We start from the raw sequence: 20,793 nt of genomic DNA, 5'->3' as shown, positions 1-20,793 counted from the left end.
CAGGCTCTCGACGACCTCCCACCTCCTGGCCATGACGAACGCTGTACTCGCCGGACGGACTCTCCATCTGGCAGGCGAAGGGCGCTAGCCAAGCGACGCTCGCGGGAACCTGCCCACCGACCGGGCTCTGCTCCACCGTATCGGCTACAGTTCAGCCAACCCTTCGCCTGTTGCGAACGCCTGGCACCGGAAGAGCCACGCGTGAGAAGGCGCGCAAAGCACCTCAAACCAGGAGTCTCACATGGAGCAGGACAACCAGGCGCCAAACTACATCACCTCGCTGGAATCGCTGGAAAGCCTCTACGGCGAGGTTGCGGCACCCTCGATCCTCAAGGAAACAGACCATATTCACCCTGCCTACCAGCCCTTCATCGAGGCAGCGTCCTTCGTGGTATTGGCCTCCTCAGGCCCCCAGGGACTGGATGCCTCGCCGCGCGGCGATGCGCCCGGCTTCGTGCAGGTCGAGGACGCCAGGACGCTCTACCTGCCGGATCGCCGGGGCAACAATCGCCTGGATACGCTGCGCAACATCCTCCAGGATCCCCAGGTAGCGCTGCTGTTCCTGATTCCCGGCATTGGCGAGACGCTACGGATCAACGGCACCGCCCGTATAGCCGTCGATCCCGCGCTGCTGGCGCGCTTCGAGGTCAAGGGCCAGCGCCCGCGGACGGTGCTGGAGATCAAAGTCAGCAGTGTCTACTTCCAGTGCAGCCGCGCGGTGATCAGGGCCGGCTTGTGGGATGCCACCAGGCACCTGCCGCGCAGTGCCCTGCCCTCTCCCGGGTCGATCCTCAAGCAGCTATGTCCGACCCAGATAGACGGCGATGCCTACGACCAGGCCCTGCCGCAGCGGATCGCCAACACCCTCTACTAGACCGACCCACCCTGCTTCAGACCCAGCAAGGACCTGCCATGACCTTCACGGACATCCTCGTTCCCACCTACAGGAATCTGCTTGGCGCCCTGTCGGCCTGGCTCGGCAAGGCCGAGGCCCAACGGCCGGATGGCACGGCCGAGACGCTGCTGGCCGCCCGCCTGGCGCCCGACATGTTTCCCCTCGCCACCCAGATCCGCTTCGCCTGCGTCCAGGCCCAGGAAGGAATGTTGAGACTGCACGACCAGGCCTTTCCGCCCGAACTGACCGACTTGCTCAACGAAGGCCGCAACGCCGGCGAACAACCGGGCACCCTCGCCCAGGCACAGACCCGCATCCGCGAAACCCTGGACAGGATAGAGGCGATCGCAGGCACAGGCCTTCCCATCCAGGAAGGGGCACCGGTCGCCCACGAACTGCCCCAGGGCCTGGTATTCGACTTCACGGCCGAACAGTACGTCCGCGACTGGGCCCTGCCGCAGTTCTACTTCCATGTGATGACCGCCTACGCCATCCTGCGCGCCCAGGGCGTCGAGCTGGGCAAGGCCGATTATGTCGCCCATGTGCTGCCCTATCTGCGCCCCGGGGCGTCGTCCTAGCCGCCAGGCGGCGAACGCCCGAGGCAGCCCTGGCGATCAGCTGACCGCCAGGCGCGGCATGAGCCTCAAGGCCGCGTACTGCAGCAGCATGATGGTCTTGCCGTCGCGCAGGGTCCCGGCATCGATCATCGCCAGCGCCTCCTTCAGCTCGACCTCGAGCACGGCGATGTCCTCGCCTTCCGCGACATTGCCACCTCCGGCCGACTTGCGATCGCCCGGGGCGTATTCGCCGACGAAGAAATGCAGCCGCTCGGTCACCGAGCCGGGGCTCATGAAGGCCTCGAACACCTGCCGCACTTCCCGCACCTGAAAGCCCGTCTCCTCCTCGACCTCGGCGCGGATGCGTACCTCGGGTTCGGCGGCGTCGAGCAGGCCGGCGGGCGCCTCGATCAGCAGGTCGTCGTGCCCGTTGACGAAGGCCGGATAGCGCAGCTGGCGCGTCAGCACCACGGTGCGCCGCTGGGGATCGTAGAGCAGGATGGTCGCGCCATTGCCGCGATCGTAGGTCTCTCGCGATTGCCGCTGCCAGGTGCCGTCACTGCGCAGGAAGGCGAAGGTGGTTTTCTTCAGCACGAACCAGTCGTCAGATAAAACCTCGACCTCTTCGACACGAATACGCGGGGCGATGCTCATGGGCAGTCCTCTGGGTTGGCGAGCGGTGTTTACCGCCCTGGGGCTTCGCGTTAGAATTCGTGCAGTTTCGTGCAACGTCAAGAATTTTCGTGCAGGAGTCCCGGATGCTCACCCGTGAACGTAAGGCGCTTATCCAGCAGGTACTGCGTCAGGAAGGACGGCTGGTCGCCAAGACCTTCAGCCAGCAGCTGGGGGTTTCGGAAGACACCATTCGCCGCGATCTGCGGGAACTGGCGGCTGACGGTGTGCTGCAACGCGTGCATGGCGGTGCCTTGCCGGCTTCGGCGGCAGTCGCGGACTACGCCAAGCGCGAAGAGGCTTCCACGGCCAGCAAGGTGGCCCTCGGCCGGGCGGGTGCGCGCTTGATCCAGCCAGGGCAGATCGTCTTTCTCGATGGCGGCACGACCAATGTCCAACTCGTCCGCCAGCTGCCCAAGGATCTTGCGATCACCGTGGTAACCCATAGCCCGAACATCGCGGTGGAGCTGGTCGAGCATCCGCTGATCGAGGTCGAGCTCGTGGGCGGCCGCCTGTTCAAGCATTCCATCGTCACCCTGGGGGCGGCCTGCGCGGAGGCCATCGCCCGGGTGCGCGTGGATAGCTACTTCATGGGCGTGACCGGCCTGCATCCGGAAACGGGCGCCACTACGGGCAATGGCGAGGAAGCCGCGATCAAGCGGATCATCAGCCGCCAGGCGGCGGAGACCTTCGTTCTGGCGACGCGCGAAAAGCTCGGCGCGGCCTCCCCCTACGGGATCATCCCGCTGGCTGACATCAGCGCCCTGGTGACGGATACGGCGCCTGGCGATGAGGTGCTCGGACCGCTCGGCTCTACGGTGTCCGTGATACACGCCTGAAGCCTGCCGCCTCGTCCAGTTCTTCCCTCGACCTCGACACCCTGCTGGTCACCTCACCGCGGAGCCGCTCATGGCAGAGACCAAGCCTTCTCATCTGGGCCACGGCGTATCGGTGCCGGAACGTATCGTTCCCTTTCCGACATCGATCAGCGCCCAGGCAAGGGCGGCGTTGCAACGCCTGGTCACTGCCGAGGGCAGACCGGTGAATGCACACCTGGACCTGCCCGCGGCAGAGGACAGGGGCGCCTGGCAGGCACTCAAGGATCAGGTGAACAGCCAGTACGCGGTAGCCATGAAAGGCCTGGCAAAACACCTTCGCGCCCGCGTCGAGACATTGATTCTTGGCGATACCGAGATCCATGTGGCTACGCCTGAAGGATCGGCACACCCCCAGCGGGCCTGTATCGACCTGCACGGCGGCGCCCTTCTGTTCGGTGGTGGCGAGGCCTGCCGCGTGAACGCGCGGCAACAGGCGGACCGCTACAGTATCCGCTGCTATGGCGTGGACTATCGCTTACCGCCTGAACATCCCTACCCCGCCGCGCTGGATGACTGTCTCCTGGCCTATCGGCATGCGCTGACCCGACACTCGCCCACCGACATCCTTCTCATCAGGCGTTCGGCGGGCGGCAACCTCGCCCTAGCCATGCTGCTGCGCGGACGTGATGAAGGCCTGCCAATGCCCGCCGGCCTGGTGCTGCTGTCACCCGAGGTCGACCTGACCGAATCCGGCGACAGCTTCCATACCAACCGCCATGTGGATGTGATGCTGCCCCTCCCCCTGATGCCCATCAATCAACTCTATGCAAGCGGCGCGGATCTCGCCCACCCCTATCTTTCGCCCTTGTTCGGCCAGCTTGAGGGACTGCCGCCTACCGTCCTGCAAACGGGTACCCGCGACCTGTTCCTGTCCAACGCGGCGCGCTTGCATCGTGAGCTGCGCCCAGGTGCCCGTCGAGCTCTACCTCGGCGAAGGCATGCCGCACGGTGGTTTCATGGGGGCAACGGCGGAAGACGAAGACGTGGCACAGGAGATTCGCCGCTTCGTCGAGGCCCTGTGGCAACGCCAGGTGTAACGCCGGGTGCTGCCATCGCCGCCTAGCGCAGGCGCGGAGGCTCATCCGCCAGGGCGGTCGTGGACAAGGAGCAAGCGATTCTCTCGGGTGCAAAGACAAATGATCAGGCCAATTAGTCGATGCGGTCTCGAACCGCCCTTGCTACACCTGTTGCCTCCAGGAAAGCTATTGCAACAACGCTTATTGACCTAACTTCAGGAAAATTCGGCGAACATGTAGTAATTGACCACCAAGGCAAAGCGCCACCATAAACTTCCAGATATTCGATCCGAAAGCCTAACTATTGACGTCACTATCCCGTCGTCACATGCGACCAGTCTTGATCGCTGGTCCCTCAGCAGGAGCTTTCAGATGTTCAAGAATTTCCGGATTGGCACCCGCCTCATCGTGTCCTTCATCGCCGTGGCGTCCATCAGCCTGGTGGTGGGATTGGCGGGCCTGAACAACAGCAGTCAGATCAATGATCTGGCGACTCAGCTTTATCAGAACGAATTGCTTGGCCTGTCCTATATCAAGGAGGCCAACATGAATCTGGTCTTCATCGGCCGCGCGCGCAGCAACTTCCTGCTGGCAACCTCCGAAGAGGAGCGCACTCGTGCCCAGGCCGAGGTCAAGCTGGGTCTGGCCAACGTGCGGGACAATCTCGCCAAGGCCCGCCCCCTCTTTAGCAGCGAAGCATCAGCCGCCAATTTCCGGCAGATCGACGAGCTGCTCGGCAGCTATACCTCCCAGCTGGAGCAGGCCATGGCGATCGCCGGCAAGCGGACGCTGCGTGACGCCGATCCTGAGCTGGACAATCAACTGGTCAGCGTCCGTCGTTATGGCGACCAGGTGGGTGTGCTGATGACCGAGCTGTCCAAGCGCAAGGAGCAGAACGCCAGCGACGCCAACGACCTCACCGACCAGATCTATGCCCGCAGCCGGGTCATGCTGATCGGCATCATCGCGGTGGGCGTGGCCTTTGGCATCCTGCTGGGCTTCCTGATGAGCCGCAGCATCACCCGGCCCCTGCGCGCTGCGGTCGAGATCGCCGATCGCCTGGCGGCAGGCGACCTCACCCAGCGCATCGACGCCGAGGGTCGTGACGAGACCGCCGCCCTGCTGCGCGCCATGGACGGCATGAACCAGCGCCTGTCGCAGATCATCAGCGATGTCCGCAGCGCCTCCGATGGCCTGGCCAGTGCTTCGGAGGAGATCTCCGCCACCGCCCAGAGCATCAGCCAGGCCAGCACCGAACAGGCCGCCTCCGTCGAGGAGACCAGTGCCAGCGTCGAGCAGATGTCTGCCTCCATTGCCCAGAATACCGAGAACGCCAAGGTTACCGACGGCATGGCCGGCAAGGCCAACCGCGAGGCGAACGAAGGCGGCCAGGCCGTCAGGGACACCCTGGTGGCCATGAAGACCATCGCGGCCAAGATCAGCATCATCGACGACATCGCCTACCAGACCAACCTGCTGGCCCTCAACGCTGCCATCGAGGCGGCGCGGGCCGGCGAGCATGGCAAGGGCTTCGCCGTGGTAGCCTCCGAAGTGCGCAAACTGGCGGAACGCAGCCAGGTCGCCGCCCAGGAGATCAGCAACGTCGCCCAAGGCAGCGTGGCTCTGGCCGAGCGTGCCGGTTCGCTGCTGGACGAGATGGTGCCCTCCATCAGCAAGACCTCCGACCTGGTGCAGGAGATTACTGCCGCCTCGGAAGAACAGACCTCCGGCGTCGAGCAGATCAACAGCGCCATGCTGCAGCTGAGCCAGGTGACCCAGCAGAACGCCTCGGCGTCCGAGGAACTGGCCGCCACCGCCGAAGAGATGAGCAGCCAGGCCGAATTGCTCCAGCAACTGATGGAGTTCTTTACCCTGAACAGCGCCTTGACCGCATCAGCCCTGCCGCGTCCCGCTACCAAGCAACCAGAGTCGAGATTACGCAAGCGGGCTGCGTCCCTGACCGCCCCCTCGCGGCATGCAACGCACGGCACCGTGCCGGCTGGCTACTGCCGTTTCGAAGAGCCCGCCTGAGACCCGCTCCGTAGTGCTTCGGCCTTGACCCGCAGATGCTGATCACCGTGTCAGCATCTGCGTCGGCAAGACAGCAGGCCAAGCCACTTCAGCGCCTTCTTTGACCCTCTGGGCAAAAGGATAGGGCCTACTACCTAAACCGCTGATGGATGGCGCTAGAGAAGATGGTGCTTCGGATCGGGGCTACGTCAGCAGCGACTCACCGCCATCACGGCACAACGCTATGTGTGCCAGCAGACAGACGCCACCCTCCATAGACTTCCACACTGCATGCGCACCGTCTCCAGACGGCGTACCCGCGGCATCTGCGTGGAAGGCATCTCTGCGCCGCTGTTTGTGTTTCGCGCTGAATGCTAAGGAAAACATGGATAGGCAATGGCTTCGAGCGATCCAACGGCTGTGGCATCCCGCGCCGCGCACCTTCCAGTACGAGCCGGCCTTACGCGCAGAACTATTCAGTCTGGATCAGATGGCGGCCCACGGCGCTCATCTCGCCCGACAACATCAGCTGAGCGTCCATACCACCTCGGACGCCCTGCTTCACCGCCTTGTTGAGAATACCGGTCTATTAGCCAGCAGTTGCCACGCGATGGCCGTCGCCGCATTGTCCAATCAACGCAGCACGCCGGCAGCCGCGTGGCTACTCGACAATTTCTATCTGGTCGAAGAACAGATACGCACCGCCCAGAAACATCTGCCCAAAGGCTACTGCCGTCAGCTGCCAGGTCTGGAGGATGGGCCATCTCGTACCTTTCCGCGGGTGTATGACATCGCGCTGGAAACCATCTCCCATGGCGACGGCCGCGTCGATAGCGATAATCTGAGCCGTTTCGTCGCCGCTTATCAGGCGGTCATGCCCCTGACCCTGGGCGAGTTGTGGGCCATTCCTATCATGCTGCGCCTGGCGTTGATCGAAAATCTGCGTCGTGTCGCGTCGCAGGTGATGGCTAGCTGGACCGATCGCAATCTCGCCAACGACTGGGCCGACCGTTTCATTTCGACTGCAGAGCACGACGCCAAAAGCGTCGTGCTGCTGGTGGCCGACCTCGCCCGCTCGGCGCCGCCGCTGACCAGCGCCTTCGTTGCGGAGCTCTCGCGACGCTTGCAGGGCCAAAGCACGTCTCTGGTGCTGCCGATGAGCTGGATCGAACAGGCCCTGGCGGAGTCCGGCCAAAGTGTCGAACGCCTCATCCACCTTGATGGCCAACTGCAAGCCACGGAGCAGGTGTCGATCGGTAACAGCATCAACAGCTTGCGCCTGCTTTCAGCGGCGGATTGGCGCGAGTTCGTCGAGCGCCTGAGCGGCGTCGAACAGGCTCTGGCCAAGGACCCGGCCGATATCTACAGCCAAATGGATTTCGCTACCCGCGATCACTACCGTCACGCCATCGAGCGCCTGGCGCGCAGCTGTTCGCATTCCGAGATTGACATCGCGCAGGCGGCCATCGCCCTCTGCGACGCCGCGTCCGAACGGGATCCGCTGAAGAGGCACGTCGGTTTCTATCTGGTGGGCGCGGGACTGACCACCCTGGAAGCGCAGCTGGGTGCCCAGCGCTCCCTGGTGGAGCGTTGCCGGCGAATACTGCGCGGCGCGCCCATGGCGTTCTTTGTCGTGCCCGTCGTGATGCTCAGCGTGCTGTTGGCCTGGCCTTTCTTCACCTGGTCGAGAGCGGACGGATGGGGGCTCTGGGCGATACTGCTGCTCGGCGGGCCGATAGTGGTGATGACCAGCCAACTGGCCATCGCGCTGGTCAATCGCCTGGTGACCCTGACCTTGCTGCCGGATATTCTGCCGCGCCTGGATTTCAGCGCCGGCATTCCCTCCGATGCGCGCACACTGGTGGTGGTGCCAACGCTGATCGGCAGCGTTCAGGATGTGGAAGAACTGGTTGATGGCATGGAGGTACGCTTTCTCGCCAACCGTGATGCCAACCTGCACTTCGCCCTGCTCACCGATTTCATGGATGCCCAGAGCGAAGTGCTCGACGGCGACGCGCCAGTACTGCTCTACGCAAGCCAGGCTATCGAAGCCCTGAACCTGAAGTACCCGGAAACTGGCGCGGCGCGGTTCTTCATGCTACATCGCCCACGGCGCTGGAACCCTACCGAACAAAGCTGGATAGGTCACGAGCGCAAGCGCGGCAAGCTGGCAGACCTCAATGCGCTGCTACGTGGGCATGGCGATGGACGCTTCTCCCTAATCGTCGGCAACCTCTCTGCTCTACCAAGGATCAGCTACGTCATCACGCTGGATACCGACACCCAACTGCCGCGCGATGTGGCGCGGCAGTTCCTCGGTGCGATCTGTCACCCACTCAATCAGCCGCGCTTCGATGGGCGACAGAAACGCATCACCAGCGGCTACGCGATCCTGCAGCCTCGTATCGGTATCAGCCTGCCGAGCATCGCCCGTTCCACGTACGCTCAGCTGTTCGGCAGCGACGCAGGCGTGGACCCCTATACGCGCTCCGTATCCGACGTCTACCAGGATATGTTCGGCAACGGCTCATTCATCGGCAAAGGAATCTATGCCGTGGATGCCTTCGAGCATGCCCTCCGGGATCGCTTTCCCGAAAACTGTATCCTCAGCCACGACCTCATCGAAGGCTGTTATGCCCATTCCGGGCTGATCAGTGATGTACAGCTCTATGAAGAGCACCCGGCGTGCTACAGCGCCGACGCCAAACGCCGTCATCGCTGGATCCGTGGCGACTGGCAATTGCTGCCATGGCTAATGCCCTGGACACCGAAATCCGACGGTGGTCTGGAGCAGAATCGCCTCACCCACCTGGCCTATTGGAAGATCATCGACAACCTGCGTCGTAGCCTGGAGCCGGCAGCCTTTCTTGGGGTATTGCTATGGGGTTGGTTTGTCAGCTCCCAGCCACTGGCGTGGAGCCTGGGCGTATTTCTGCTGGTGATTGCCCAGCCCCTGATCAGCGCCTCCCTGGAGCTGCTACACGAAGCCCAGGACATCTCTCTCGGCCAGCACCTGAAGGTCGTCCTTCGCAGCGCTACCCAGCATTTCACGCGGGCGGTGCTGAGCCTGGTGTGGCTACCCTTCGAAACCTTCAGCAGCCTGGACGCCATTGCTCGCACGCTATGGCGGATGACCGTCAGCCGGCGCCATCTGCTGCAATGGAATTCGTCTCGCGAAGTGGAGCGCAGCGGTCGCAACGACCTGTCAGGCCTGTATCGGTTGATGTGGGTGGCGCCGCTGCTGGCTATCGCCCTGGCCGCCTTGCTGCTGGGTAGACCCGGGGTCTTGGCAATCGCCGCACCCTGGCTGCTGGCCTGGCTGCTGGCACCGGCCATCGCCTATTGGTTGAGTAAACCAACCGGCCAATCGGTATTCACGCCGTCACCCGTCGAGCATCAGTTACTGCGCTGTCTGACGCGCAAGACCTGGGCCTTCTTCGACGATCATGTAGGCCCTGCAGACAACTGGCTGCCACCGGACAACATTCAGGAACAGCCCACGGCGGTGACCGCCCACCGCACCTCGCCGACTAACATGGGCATGGCGCTGCTGTCCCACCTGGCGGCTCATGACTTCGCCTACCTGAGCGGGGGTCGTCTGCTCACGCGACTGGATAATGCGCTCGCCAGCATGGCGCGGCTGGAGCGTCATCGCCGCCACTTTTACAACTGGTATGACACCCAGACACTGCAACCGCTGTCACCGCGCTACGTTTCCACGGTGGATAGCGGCAATCTGGCTGGCCTGTTACTGACCCTGAGATCCGGGCTTTATGAATTGCCGCACGCGCCACTGCTCAACCCTAACTGGCGCGATGGCCTGGCGGACTGCCTCGCCGTACTGCAAGAAGCCGTGCTGGAGAGCGACCTGGATGAGCGCCTGCTCGACGGTGTGCACGGCGAATTGGCAGTTGCTCTTACGCTTGAAGATCTGGACGATATCATCACTGTCCTACAGCGTTTGATCGTGCAGGCACAGGCGCTGGAGTCCACGCTAAGGGTGGCTCCCGAAACCGACTACTGGCGCCTGGCCTTACTCGCTCAATGCGAGGATCTCCACGGCGAACTGGCCAGCCTGACCCTGCCCGGCTCGCCCCTGGGGTCGGCCAGCTGGCATGAGCTGGCGCAGCTGGATTTCACGCAGTGGCCCGTTGCCGAACAGCCTCAGGTACGTGCGGTGATCGCCCATGCCAGCGAGCGTATCGCCACCGCGCTACGCCTGGCGGATCTCACGGCCGACCTGGCCGACATGGACTTCACCTTTCTTTACAACCCGCAACGCGAGCTGTTGACCATTGGCTACAACGTCGAGGAACAACGCCTGGACGGCGGCTACTACGATCTCCTGGCTTCGGAAGCACGCCTGACCAGTTTCCTGGCCATCGCGCAGGGACAACTGCCACAGGAGAGCTGGTTCACCCTGGGCCGGCTGTTGACGAGCAATGGCGGGAATCCCGTATTGCTGTCCTGGACCGGTTCGATGTTCGAATACCTGATGCCGCTGCTGATCATGCCCAATTATGCCGGCACCCTGCTCGACCAGACCTGCCGCGCGGCGGTGGCGAGACAGATCGAATACGGCCAGCAACTGGGCCTGCCATGGGGCGTATCCGAGTCTGGTTACAGCACCTTGGATACACAACTGAACTATCAGTACCGGGCCTTCGGCGTGCCCGGCCTGGGTCTAAAGCGCGGTCTTGGCGAAGACGTGGTGATGGCGCCCTACGCGTCGGTGTTGGCGCTGATGGTAGCGCCAGAAGCCGCCTGCAAGAATCTCCAGCGCCTGGCCGGTATGGGCATGGCTGGTCGCTATGGCCTCTATGAAGCTATTGACTTCACCAGCGCCCGTCTCCCTCCTGGGCAGAATGCCGGACTCATCCAGTCGTTCATGGCGCACCATCAGGGCATGAGCCTGTTGTCGCTGACCCATGTCCTCCTCGAACGGCCCATGCAGCGTCGCTTTGAAGCCAATCCGCAGTTCCAGGCCACGTCCCTGCTGCTGCAGGAACGCGCGCCTAAAAGTGCTGCGCAATACCTGCATACCGCTAATGCCTCGCTGGAGGGTCAGATCTTGCAGGCCAGTGAAAACAAGCTGCGGGTCTACACCGACCCTGGCCGCCGGCACCCGGCGGTGCAGTTGCTATCAAACGGCCGCTACCATGTGATGATCAGCAATGCCGGCGGCGGCTACAGCCGCCGCGATAACCTGGCCGTCACCCGCTGGCAGGAGGACATCACCTGCGACAACAGCGGTACCTTCTGTTACCTGCGCGATGTCGACAGCGGCGATTTCTGGTCTTCGGCGCACCAGCCCACCCTACGCAAGACGGAAAGCTTCGAGGCGATCTTTACCGATGCCAGAGCCGAGTTTCGGGTCCGCGAACGTGATTTCGACGTCCATACCGAGATCGTCGTCTCGCCGGAAGACGACATCGAATTGCGGCGCCTGCACATCAGCAATCGCAGTGGGCAGCGCCGAACCCTGGAGCTCACCAGCTACGCGGAAGTGGTACTGGCCCCCGCGTTAGGCGATGCGCTGCACCCGGCATTCAGTAAGCTATTCGTGCAAAGCGAGCTGATCACCCCGCTGCAGGCCATTCTGTGCAGCCGTCGGCCACGCTCCAGTGACGAAAAGGTGCCGTGGTTGTGCCACGTGCTGGCCGTCCACGATGCGGACATCGTGGCGATTTCCTACGAAACCGATCGGGCTCGCTTCATCGGGCGCGGGCGGAATTTGACGCACCCTGCAGCGATGGATAGTGAGACACTTTCGTGCACCGCCGGCGCGGTGCTCGATCCCATCGTTGCCATCCGTTGCCGGATTACCTTCGATCCCGGCCAGATCGCCACTATCGACCTGGTGACCGGCGTGAGCGACAACCGCGAGGGTTGCCTTGAGCTGATCAACAAGTACCGAGACCGACGCCTGGCTGATCGGGTCTTTGACCTGAGCTGGACCCATAGCCAGGTGCTACTACGCCAGCTCAACACCTCCCACGCCGAGGCGCGGCTGTTCGAGCAAATGGCTGCGTCGATCATCTATACCAATCCCTCACTGCGGGCCGCACCGAGTATCCTCGCGGCCAATCAGCGCAATCAAAGCGGCCTCTGGGGTCAGGCGATCTCGGGCGACCGACCCATAGTACTGCTGCAGATTTCCACGGCTATCCATATCGATCTGGTGCGCAAGCTGGTGCAGGCTCACGCCTACTGGCGACACAAAGGGCTCAGTGTCGACCTGGTGATCTGGAACGAAGACCAAGCGGGCTATCGGCAGGATCTGCAGGACTCGATTATGGAGCTGGTCACCTCGGGCAGCGAGGCGCACTTGATCGATCGGCCAGGTGGCATCTTTGTGCGTCCGGCGCAACAGCTCTCACATGAGGATCGCGTGCTGATGCTGGCGGTCGCTCATCTGGTGCTCAGCGATGAGCGCGGCAGTCTCGCCGAGCAGGTCCACCGGCGCCGCGCGGAGCCGAGACTAACGGTTTTCGATGCGAAGCTGTTGCCTGCTGTCGTTCCGACTGCTGCGATCCCACTGGCTGATGCATCCCTGATCCTGAGCAATGCCCATGGCGGCTTCAGTGCCGATGGCCAGGAATACGTCATTCACTCGCAGGCTGGCCAGCGCACACCAGCGCCCTGGGTGAACGTGCTGGCAAACCCCGACTTCGGCAGCGTGATTTCGGAAAGCGGCAACGCCTACACCTGGTATGAAAACGCCCACGAATTCCGCCTGACGCCGTGGCGCAACGATCCGGTCAGCGACCCAGGCGACGAGACCCTCTACCTGCGCGACGAGGACAGCGGCCACTACTGGTCGCCAACGCCTTTGCCACGTTCTGGCAAGGGCAACTACGTGACCCGGCACGGCTTCGGCTACAGCGTCTTCGAACACGAAGAAGACGGCATTCGCAGCGAATTGTGGGTCTACGTATCGCTACGGGATCCGGTCAAGTTCTCGCACCTGAAAATCTTTAACGCTTCAGATCGCCCGCGGCGGCTTTCTATTACCGGCTACGTGGCCTGGGTGCTCGGAGATCTTCGCGAGAAATCCTGCATGCATGTGGTCAGCGAGGCCGACCCGAACAGCGGTGCGCTCTTCGCACGCAATAGCTACTCCATCGAGTTTCCAAGCCGGGTGGCCTTTTTCGATGTCGATATGCCGATCACCAGCAGTACCGCCGGCCGCTGTGACTTCATCGGACGCAACGGAAATCTCGCGGCACCGGCAGCGATGGCACAGCCCCATCTGTCCGGGCGCAGCGGCCCTGGGCTCGATCCCTGCGCAGCCCTACGGGTGGATATGCCGCTAGCGCCCGGCGAAAAGCGTAGCGTGACTTTCCGGCTAGGCGCGGCGCAGGATGCTACCTTGGCATCGCGTCTGGTGCTGCGCATGCGGGGCAACGCCACCGCGGAAGCGGAATTGCAAGGCGTACGCGAGTACTGGCACGACACGCTGGGCAAGCTGCAGATCAAGACTCCAGAACCGGCCGTGGACGTACTGGTCAATGGCTGGCTCATGTATCAGGTGATCGCCTGCCGCTTCTGGGCCCGCAGTGGCTATTACCAGTCCGGCGGTGCGTTCGGTTTTCGCGATCAGTTACAGGACAGCATGGCCATGCTGCATGCCGACCCGGCTGCGGTTCGTCAGCACCTGCTGTTGTCCGCCGCCCATCAATTCGTCGAAGGCGATGTGCAGCATTGGTGGCACCCGCCCCTGGATCGCGGCGTGCGTACCCGCTGCTCCGACGACTATCTCTGGCTGGCCTGGGCAACCAGCCGTTACGTCAAGGTCACGGGCGATGCCAGCGTACTGTCGGAAGACGTGGGTTACCTGGAAGGCCGCGCGCTCAACAGCGGTGAACAGTCCTATTACGACCTGCCGAGCCGCTCTCCTTTACGAGAGACTCTGTACCAGCATTGCGTGAGGGCCATTGAGCACAGCCTGAGGCGTGGCGTTCACGGCTTACCGCTGATGGGCGACGGCGACTGGAACGATGGCATGAACCGCGTCGGCGAAGGGGGCAAGGGCGAGAGTGTCTGGCTCGGCTTCTTCGGCTACGACGTGCTACGCCGCTTCGCAACCACCGCCCTGCTCCAGGGCGATGCCGCCTTTGCCAAGCGCTGCGAAGAGCAGGCCGAGACCTTGCGCCTGAGCCTTGATGAACATGCCTGGGATGGAGACTGGTATCGCCGCGCCTACTTCGACGATGGCACGCCCCTGGGCTCGACCCGCAACGATGAGTGCCGCATCGACTCCATCGCCCAGAGCTGGTCGGTGCTGTCCGGCGCGGCGCCGGAGCAGCGCCAACGTGCGGCCATGGAGTCTTTGGAACAGCACCTCATGCGGCGTGACATCGGCTTGGTGCAGCTGCTCGATCCGCCCTTCGATCAGGGTGTGCTCGATCCTGGTTACATCAAAGGGTATGTACCCGGCGTTCGCGAGAATGGTGGCCAGTACACCCATGCAGCCGTCTGGGCAGGCATGGCGTTCGCTGAGCTAGGGGACAGTTCTCGGGCCTGGGAATTATTACGAATGATCAATCCGATCAGCCACGGGACCACTGCTACTGACCTCTATAAGGTCGAGCCCTATGTAGTGGCTGCGGATGTCTATGGCATGCCGCCTCATGAAGGACGAGGCGGCTGGAGTTGGTACACCGGCTCGGCCGGCTGGATGTATCAGCTGATCGTAGAATCACTACTTGGCGTGCAACGCACCGGCACCCAGTTGCGCATCCGGCCGTTGCTGCCGGCGGACTGGACGACCTTCAGCCTGGACTACCGTTTCGGCACCACCCTTTACCGCATCGCGCTCTCCCCCACCGAGCTGCCCCAGGCGGCTATCCAAATGGACGGCGTGACGGTGCCAGGCGACAGCATAGGCTTGGTCGACGATGGCGTGGAGCATCAGGTCAAGGTGCACTGGCCATACAGGTGACAGCGGGCTCCGACCGCTTCGCCAGGGGCGGTCGCGCCAACAGGTACGGGATTCGACGACGAAGGGCCGGTGCACAGCGGCAGCAAGTAACGCCGCACCTTTATGCCGAAGGAACCGCACGGGGCCGAAGACCCACCTAACGCAGGACTGGTCTTGCGGACACCAACGCTGCGACCAGCCCCGCGAAGGCGCGAGAGCTATTCGCGAACTCTGTGGGGCGCGCGGTACTAAGAAGATTGCTCAAACAGCCAAGAGGAAGCAGTCATGCTCGCCTATTTCGTCGTTTCACAGAGTTCGGGCAACATCATCCGGGTCACCAGGCGCGACGTCAGGCCGACGGATTCCGCAACCGTCATCTACCTCGAGGCGGCGCCCAGCGAGCTCGCTCGCTACGAGTCCGCACAAGCGCGCGGTCAGGACCTGATCAACATCGCCGATACCTCGAGCAGCGACGCTGTTCATCCCAGGAGCGCCTGACGCCAATGCATCGTCCGTAGGCGACGCGAGGCGTATAGTGACGGGTCAATCCGACCGCACCGCCGAAGGGAAGCCATGCCCGAAGACTCCATGCCGCAGCAAAATAGTTTGTTGGCTGCTCTACCTGGCGACGTCCAGCAACGGCTCTCTTCGCACCTAGAGCTCGTCCATCTGCCGCTGGGCCAGGTGCTCTATGAATCTGGCGAGTTGGTACGCCACGTGTACTTCCCCACCGACGCTATCGTTTCGCTGCTCAATGTGATGGAAAACGGCGCCTCCGCGGAAATCGCGGTGGTGGGTAATGAAGGTTTGGTTGGGATTTCGCTGTTCATGGGCGGCGAGAGCACACCCAGTCGTGCCGTAGTGCAGAGCGATGGCTATGCGTATCGTCTGCAAGGTCAGCGCCTGACCGAAGAATTCGACCTGCATGGCGACATGCTGGTACTGATGCTGCGATATACCCAGGCCCTGATCACCCAGATGTCGCAGACCGCTGTTTGCAACCGCCACCATTCGATAGACCAGCAGCTGTGTCGCTGGCTGTTGTTGTCTCTAGATCGGCTGCCTGGTGATCAACTGAACATGACCCAGGAATTGATCGCCAACATGCTTGGCGTGCGTCGCGAAGGCGTTACCGAGGCAGCGGGCAAACTGCAACGCCAAGGCGTGATCGAATACAGCCGCGGGCACATCACCGTGCTTGACCGCACCCGACTCGAACAACTGAGTTGCGAATGCTATGCCGTGGTGAAAAAGGAAACCGATCGTTTGCTGTCGTATCTACCGACACGCAACTGACGCGCGGGCTGCTCTTGAAAGGTGGATGAAGGGCAACATGCCGTAGGCAAAAGGCTCATGGAGCATCCAGCCTGGCTTTTCCGAGCCCGTGTCAATGCATTCAGCATTCTATAAAGAGTGTTGCCAGCCGGCATTAACCTGCAGTTGAGCGCTGTTGACGAAGGAAGTCGGGCATATCCATAGCCTCCAGCGGCTTGCTAAAGAAAAATCCTTGAGCCTGATCGCATCCGCTATTTATAAAAAACTCTGCCTCAGCAGAGGTTTCTATACCTTCAGCTATCACCGTCAAACCAAGGCTTTTCGCCATCGAAAGCATGGCACCGACCACCGCCACTCTTCCGCTATCCAATTCGACATCGTGAACAAACGATCTGTCTATTTTTAAAAAATCAAAGGGCATACGGGTCAAGTATGAAAAGCTCGAATAGCCGGTACCAAAATCATCGAGCGCAAGCAAAACACCGGCTTCTTTTAGCAGCTCCAACCTCACCACGCATTTAGTCAAGTCCTTTATGAACACCGTTTCAGTCACTTCCAATTGCAGCAGACCAGGATCTAACTTGCAGTCACTCAACACCGTGGAGACATAGTCGGCATAGGCGTCGTCCTCCAACTCTAATGCCGACACATTGACGGCAATTTTGATATCCCCCAAACCCAGAGATCTCCACTGCCCTATTTGCGTACAGGCTTCCTTTATGGCCCATCGACCGAGCGCTATCACCAGTCTCGTCGTCTCCGCCACAGGAATAAAGCGAGTCGGCGCAACCTCTCCTAGAGATTTATTGGTCCATCGCATCAACGCCTCGACACCGACTACCGCACCGCTTGAAAGATCAATCTTAGGCTGATAAACAAGCCTGATCTCATCAAGATCGATACACCGCCGAAGGCCCTCCTCGATTTTCTGCTGTTCTTGTACCTGCGCGCCTATCTCATCACTAAAGAAGGTATAACCGTTTCGGCCATTCTGTTTTGTCCGATACATAGCCGTATCAGCCTGGGCAATAAGCGCATCTATATCGGTATGCTCTCGGAGAGAAAATCCTATCCCCAGGCTGATCGTGATATGGATGTCATGACCATCTATCAGATGAGGTTCACTGCAGCTGGACATTATTTTTTGCGCAACCCGCTCGGTTGCCTCACGACTTTTAAGCCCTGCGAGCAACACTAAAAACTCGTCTCCTCCCTGTCTACTTACCGTATCCTCTTCCCGCACACAAGCCAACAAGCGAGCGGCAACGGAAATCAAAAGCTTATCGCCCACGGAGTGTCCGAAGGAATCGTTAATCCCCTTGAAATTATCTAGATCCAGAAAGAATATCGCGACGCTTGACTGATTTCTGACGCCGGATCGTAAGGATTGCGCGGCCCTGTCGCGGAACAAGAGGCGATTGGGGAGATGGGTCAACTGATCGTGCTCCGCCAGATACGTCATCTTGGCTTTCATGGCTCGCTCCATCGAGACATCGTGGAAAACGATAACCGCCCCTGTTACAGCGCCTGTTTCATCGATCATCGGCGCGGTGGAGTCCTCGATGTCTATGGCTCCACCGTTACGCCTCAGCAGGACAGCGCCTGCACTTAATCCTGTAGGTGCGCGCTTGCTCAGCGCCAGCTCCACCGGATGAGGGATATCGCCGAATGCCCCATCGAGCGTGACTTTCATAACATCGCCAACCGGTTTTCCTTTTGCCAACTCTTTCGGCCAGCCAGTCAGCTTCTCAGCGGCGGGGTTTATGTATTCGACCGTTCCGGCGCTGTCGGTACCTATCACTCCATCACTGATGGAGTCCAGGGTGATCTGTGCCCTGGACAGAGCGCTACTGCGCACGCGATAGCCTTCAGACTCGATCCAGACGTCTTGTAAGGCTTGCACCAAGACGCTGGGATGGGAAACCTCGTCGCTTATGTAGAGATATGCGCCTTGTTTAAGGGAAAAATCTACTCGTGCTCGCAGGGACTCAGCGCCTACCACCACAACAGGAATGGGAGGAGTATTGTTAGCGGCAGCATTTAAGAGGCCGAGGATTTTAGTAGGCTTCAGGATGCGCCTTGTCATCACTAGGACGATGACATCGGTTAATCCTCCGGCATTAAGTGCAGCCAACGCGAAACTGATGTCAGGGAAATGCGAAACACTGAATACAGTCGACGTCGAACCAATACTCTTTGCAAACTTAGCGGCTCGTGCCTTCGTGGAAACGACCATCAGATTAACGTCCATCACACCTCTGACCGGCAAGCAGGTTTCAGTGCAGCTATCACAGGTGGCATCAGGCGCTCACCTGAGGCTGCCGTTCTACACCCCTCTGTAAACTACTCATTCCACAATCAACATCTACTCTGAACGCTTGAAAGACTCGTAATCACGGAAAACCGCAGAAAGGGGCATCACGTCCTAGGGAGATAGGTACGTGAAGCATTCAAAAGGGCCGCTCACCAAAAATCAAAAACAAGAGTGGCTAACAACACAAGCAGGACAACGCCGATCAGCAGAAAATACAATACACCCTCTACAGCAGCTGACTCATTTGGCATGCCACCTCCCAAAAACCATACGCGCGCATTAAGCACAGTAATAATTCAAAACACCGAAGCTCAACAAGCACTGCCCTCGGATCAGGCATTCAAAACTCAGGACCACCACAATGTAGGACAGTGGACGCTCCCAGCAAAGGACATGGTTAAAAATCAGGAAATCCAAAGCAATACCATTGGCCAACATGACGTTGGGGAGACTTACTTTTTAAAGCGTTTATCAGCGAAAACTCAAGAAAACGCATGCATAAGAGCCTCCTGTCCCTAGGACCCAATATCCAAATGCCATACCTTTACGCGTCATCTTTAACTGTTTATCTGCTTTTTCAGTCAGAAGCGAATTGCCACCAAGTTTCGTATCCAATGCCTTTTGCAGAGCAGTAGCCCCAGGTTTACTAAAGGTGCTTCTCTTCGCCCATGCCACCACCGTGCCCTAGGCGCTGGAAAATGGGCATCGACAATAATTTCAGTTTGTCACCGCCACGCCTGTGTTACCCAGCCTGCCCATAGTTAATGCCTGTGACCTCTACATGCGCGCGACGCTCGCATCATTTGGTAACTGCTTTATAAGGACAGAAACGGAGACAATAGGCTACGCATATTTCCGTTCACTCAGTGACGCAAGCGGCAAACTGGGTTGCAGCATCCGGCGACGAGACCTCGATCGCTTTTAGCTAGATCATCCGACGCTGGTCATTGCGACAGGCAGCAGAATATTAGCTACACACTGCGAGGCTATTCGGTGAATAGTCGATCGCGGGACAAGGCCTGGCTGGCGCGTCAATCATCCGCAGTAGTCTTGGACTCGACGAATCGGCGCTATCCTGGTCAGGCTCAGGAGATCCGCCGGCTTTGAGATAAAAAGATTCCATGCAGCATAACGTAATCGCCTTGTGCACTTACCAATACCCCAGGCGGAGATCCATTCACGAGATGATGATGAATGCAGCCGAGATGACCAGCAAGGCAGTGAAACCCATTATTATGGATAACAACTGATAGGATTGACGTGTAACCAGTAAGACCAGAGCCATCTCGTTCGGCCGCAAATCAGGGAACCAACTTTTCGTTCTTGTCAGCTGCTATCGAGCGATCTGACAGATCCCGCTGGCGCTGCTTTGCCATTTTTTCCAAACGCAGCGCTGCATTCCTGGCTTGTGTCTCTTCCAGCGTCGGGGGCAGATCTTCCCGTTTCGCTCCGGCATCTATCCGGGCGTTAGATTCATTGGACATCTGTATTCTCCTATAAGCGGGATTCGCCCTAGATCAGAAGGGTCGTAACGCCCGCCGTTCAGTGGCCACTATCACCATCGGTCTAAAGCGGGCTGCGATGGGTGACTGAACGCCCGCCGCCCACAGGCTCCCGCCGGCGCGCGAGGAAACCTGGGAAAGAGCCGGGCGCTGCTGAGGCGATCAAGGGGCTACACCGGATGCGGTACTCCTGTAGATCAGCTGCCTGCATCGGGCGCCCTCGCCAGGGCTGCTCACGTCCCGGTCACACCATCAGTTGGGCCCAGCACGCCATGAAGGCCGCAACGGCAATGCCACCGATCACAGGTAAAAGGATCCAGAACGGGTTGGTCTGGCGCTTACGAAATCGCAGCGACTTGGACAGCTCAGCTTCTACCTTCACCCTGGCAGCATCGAGGCGACGGCGCGATTCAGCGCGGGCTTGTGCTTGGGCATTCATGCACGACTCCTTTGACGACAGCGGCTTCCGCAGTCTCGTTGCAGAACGGGAGCAGGGTGATAGCAACGGGAGCAGGATTGCCGATCACTCCCGAGATTCAACGCCAACACCGGCGTCAGTCCTGGTGATCTCCGGGTAGGTACTCGGCGGCGTAGGCACCTTACGGTCCCCAGCGAAATGCCCAGCTTTAGCCTGCCTGCGTCGGTCCCCATGAGATAACTAGTAGTCTACTCGGCGTTTGCTAGCGAACGATCGAGCTCAGGGCATCCTGTTCCGACTGGCGGCGACCTACCATCCAAGCGCCTGCGATAG

Annotated in this window: 12 protein-coding genes; 8 read left to right on the top strand and 4 right to left on the bottom strand. The window is 60.6% G+C overall.

Features of this window, described 5'->3' with window-relative positions:
- The first annotated feature begins 241 nt into the window (after positions 1-241).
- Together PVZ77_RS07335 and PVZ77_RS07330 are read left to right on the top strand one after the other, a co-directional pair.
- Positions 242-874, top strand: a complete 633-nt coding sequence (locus tag PVZ77_RS07335) for a pyridoxamine 5'-phosphate oxidase family protein (protein ID WP_273806133.1) — start codon at positions 242-244, stop codon at positions 872-874.
- A 38-nt stretch (positions 875-912) separates the two neighbouring features.
- Positions 913-1,473, top strand: a complete 561-nt coding sequence (locus tag PVZ77_RS07330) for a DUF1993 domain-containing protein (RefSeq protein ID WP_273806132.1) — start codon at positions 913-915, stop codon at positions 1,471-1,473.
- A gap of 36 nt (positions 1,474-1,509) precedes the next feature.
- Here the strand turns inward: PVZ77_RS07330 and PVZ77_RS07325 are convergent, their stop codons facing one another.
- On the bottom strand, positions 1,510-2,106 hold the full coding sequence (locus PVZ77_RS07325) for an NUDIX domain-containing protein (RefSeq protein WP_273806131.1): 597 nt from the start codon (positions 2,104-2,106) through the stop codon (positions 1,510-1,512).
- Positions 2,107-2,210: 104 nt separating this feature from the next.
- On the opposite strand from PVZ77_RS07325, the gene PVZ77_RS07320 reads away from it, so the two are divergent.
- The 6 genes from PVZ77_RS07320 to PVZ77_RS07295 all read left to right on the top strand — a co-directional run bounded on the left by PVZ77_RS07320 (position 2,211) and on the right by PVZ77_RS07295 (position 16,247).
- A complete protein-coding gene (locus PVZ77_RS07320; protein ID WP_273806130.1) occupies positions 2,211-2,963 on the top strand; it encodes a DeoR/GlpR family DNA-binding transcription regulator in 753 nt (250 codons plus the stop codon).
- Positions 2,964-3,033: 70 nt separating this feature from the next.
- The gene (locus PVZ77_RS07315) at positions 3,034-4,065 is read left to right on the top strand and encodes an alpha/beta hydrolase (protein WP_273806129.1); all 1,032 of its coding nucleotides are present in this window, start codon (positions 3,034-3,036) and stop codon (positions 4,063-4,065) included.
- Between the two features lie 325 nt (positions 4,066-4,390).
- Positions 4,391-6,049 (top strand): methyl-accepting chemotaxis protein, encoded by a 1,659-nt coding sequence (locus tag PVZ77_RS07310; protein WP_273806128.1) that lies wholly within the window; start codon positions 4,391-4,393, stop codon positions 6,047-6,049.
- Positions 6,050-6,413: 364 nt separating this feature from the next.
- Positions 6,414-14,972 (top strand): GH36-type glycosyl hydrolase domain-containing protein, encoded by an 8,559-nt coding sequence (locus PVZ77_RS07305; protein ID WP_273806127.1) that lies wholly within the window; start codon positions 6,414-6,416, stop codon positions 14,970-14,972.
- A gap of 264 nt (positions 14,973-15,236) precedes the next feature.
- Positions 15,237-15,449 carry a hypothetical protein gene (locus PVZ77_RS07300; protein ID WP_273806126.1) on the top strand — a complete coding sequence of 71 codons (213 nt, stop codon included), beginning with the start codon at positions 15,237-15,239 and terminating at the stop codon, positions 15,447-15,449.
- A gap of 75 nt (positions 15,450-15,524) precedes the next feature.
- Positions 15,525-16,247 (top strand): Crp/Fnr family transcriptional regulator, encoded by a 723-nt coding sequence (locus tag PVZ77_RS07295; RefSeq protein ID WP_273806125.1) that lies wholly within the window; start codon positions 15,525-15,527, stop codon positions 16,245-16,247.
- 133 nt (positions 16,248-16,380) lie between these two features.
- Here PVZ77_RS07295 and PVZ77_RS07290 read toward each other — a convergent pair whose 3' ends face one another.
- From PVZ77_RS07290 to PVZ77_RS07280, 3 genes are all read right to left on the bottom strand, one after another.
- Positions 16,381-18,477, bottom strand: a complete 2,097-nt coding sequence (locus PVZ77_RS07290) for a putative bifunctional diguanylate cyclase/phosphodiesterase (protein ID WP_273806124.1) — start codon at positions 18,475-18,477, stop codon at positions 16,381-16,383.
- 1,364 nt (positions 18,478-19,841) lie between these two features.
- Entirely contained in the window at positions 19,842-20,024 is a 183-nt protein-coding gene (locus tag PVZ77_RS07285) for a hypothetical protein (protein WP_273806123.1), read from the bottom strand.
- Between the two features lie 262 nt (positions 20,025-20,286).
- Entirely contained in the window at positions 20,287-20,481 is a 195-nt protein-coding gene (locus PVZ77_RS07280; RefSeq protein ID WP_273806122.1) for a hypothetical protein, read from the bottom strand.
- Between the last annotated feature and the right edge of the window lie 312 nt (positions 20,482-20,793).

This window comes from Pseudomonas sp. SHLD1 (assembly GCF_028640935.1).
Classification (GTDB): Bacteria; Pseudomonadota; Gammaproteobacteria; order Pseudomonadales; family Pseudomonadaceae; genus Chryseomonas; species Chryseomonas aestiva.
This window is presented reverse-complemented; position numbering and strand designations above follow the sequence as displayed.

What these genes read in the sequence shown, in the direction of transcription:
- PVZ77_RS07335 (WP_273806133.1), top strand. Translation starts at nt 242, where the DNA reads ATGGAGCAGGACAACCAGGCGCCAAACTACATCACCTCGCTGGAATCG.
- PVZ77_RS07330 (WP_273806132.1), top strand. Translation starts at nt 913, where the DNA reads ATGACCTTCACGGACATCCTCGTTCCCACCTACAGGAATCTGCTTGGC.
- PVZ77_RS07325 (WP_273806131.1), bottom strand. Translation starts at nt 2,106, where the DNA reads ATGAGCATCGCCCCGCGTATTCGTGTCGAAGAGGTCGAGGTTTTATCT.
- PVZ77_RS07320 (WP_273806130.1), top strand. Translation starts at nt 2,211, where the DNA reads ATGCTCACCCGTGAACGTAAGGCGCTTATCCAGCAGGTACTGCGTCAG.
- PVZ77_RS07315 (WP_273806129.1), top strand. Translation starts at nt 3,034, where the DNA reads ATGGCAGAGACCAAGCCTTCTCATCTGGGCCACGGCGTATCGGTGCCG.
- PVZ77_RS07310 (WP_273806128.1), top strand. Translation starts at nt 4,391, where the DNA reads ATGTTCAAGAATTTCCGGATTGGCACCCGCCTCATCGTGTCCTTCATC.
- PVZ77_RS07305 (WP_273806127.1), top strand. Translation starts at nt 6,414, where the DNA reads ATGGATAGGCAATGGCTTCGAGCGATCCAACGGCTGTGGCATCCCGCG.
- PVZ77_RS07300 (WP_273806126.1), top strand. Translation starts at nt 15,237, where the DNA reads ATGCTCGCCTATTTCGTCGTTTCACAGAGTTCGGGCAACATCATCCGG.
- PVZ77_RS07295 (WP_273806125.1), top strand. Translation starts at nt 15,525, where the DNA reads ATGCCCGAAGACTCCATGCCGCAGCAAAATAGTTTGTTGGCTGCTCTA.
- PVZ77_RS07290 (WP_273806124.1), bottom strand. Translation starts at nt 18,477, where the DNA reads ATGGACGTTAATCTGATGGTCGTTTCCACGAAGGCACGAGCCGCTAAG.
- PVZ77_RS07285 (WP_273806123.1), bottom strand. Translation starts at nt 20,024, where the DNA reads ATGTCCAATGAATCTAACGCCCGGATAGATGCCGGAGCGAAACGGGAA.
- PVZ77_RS07280 (WP_273806122.1), bottom strand. Translation starts at nt 20,481, where the DNA reads ATGAATGCCCAAGCACAAGCCCGCGCTGAATCGCGCCGTCGCCTCGAT.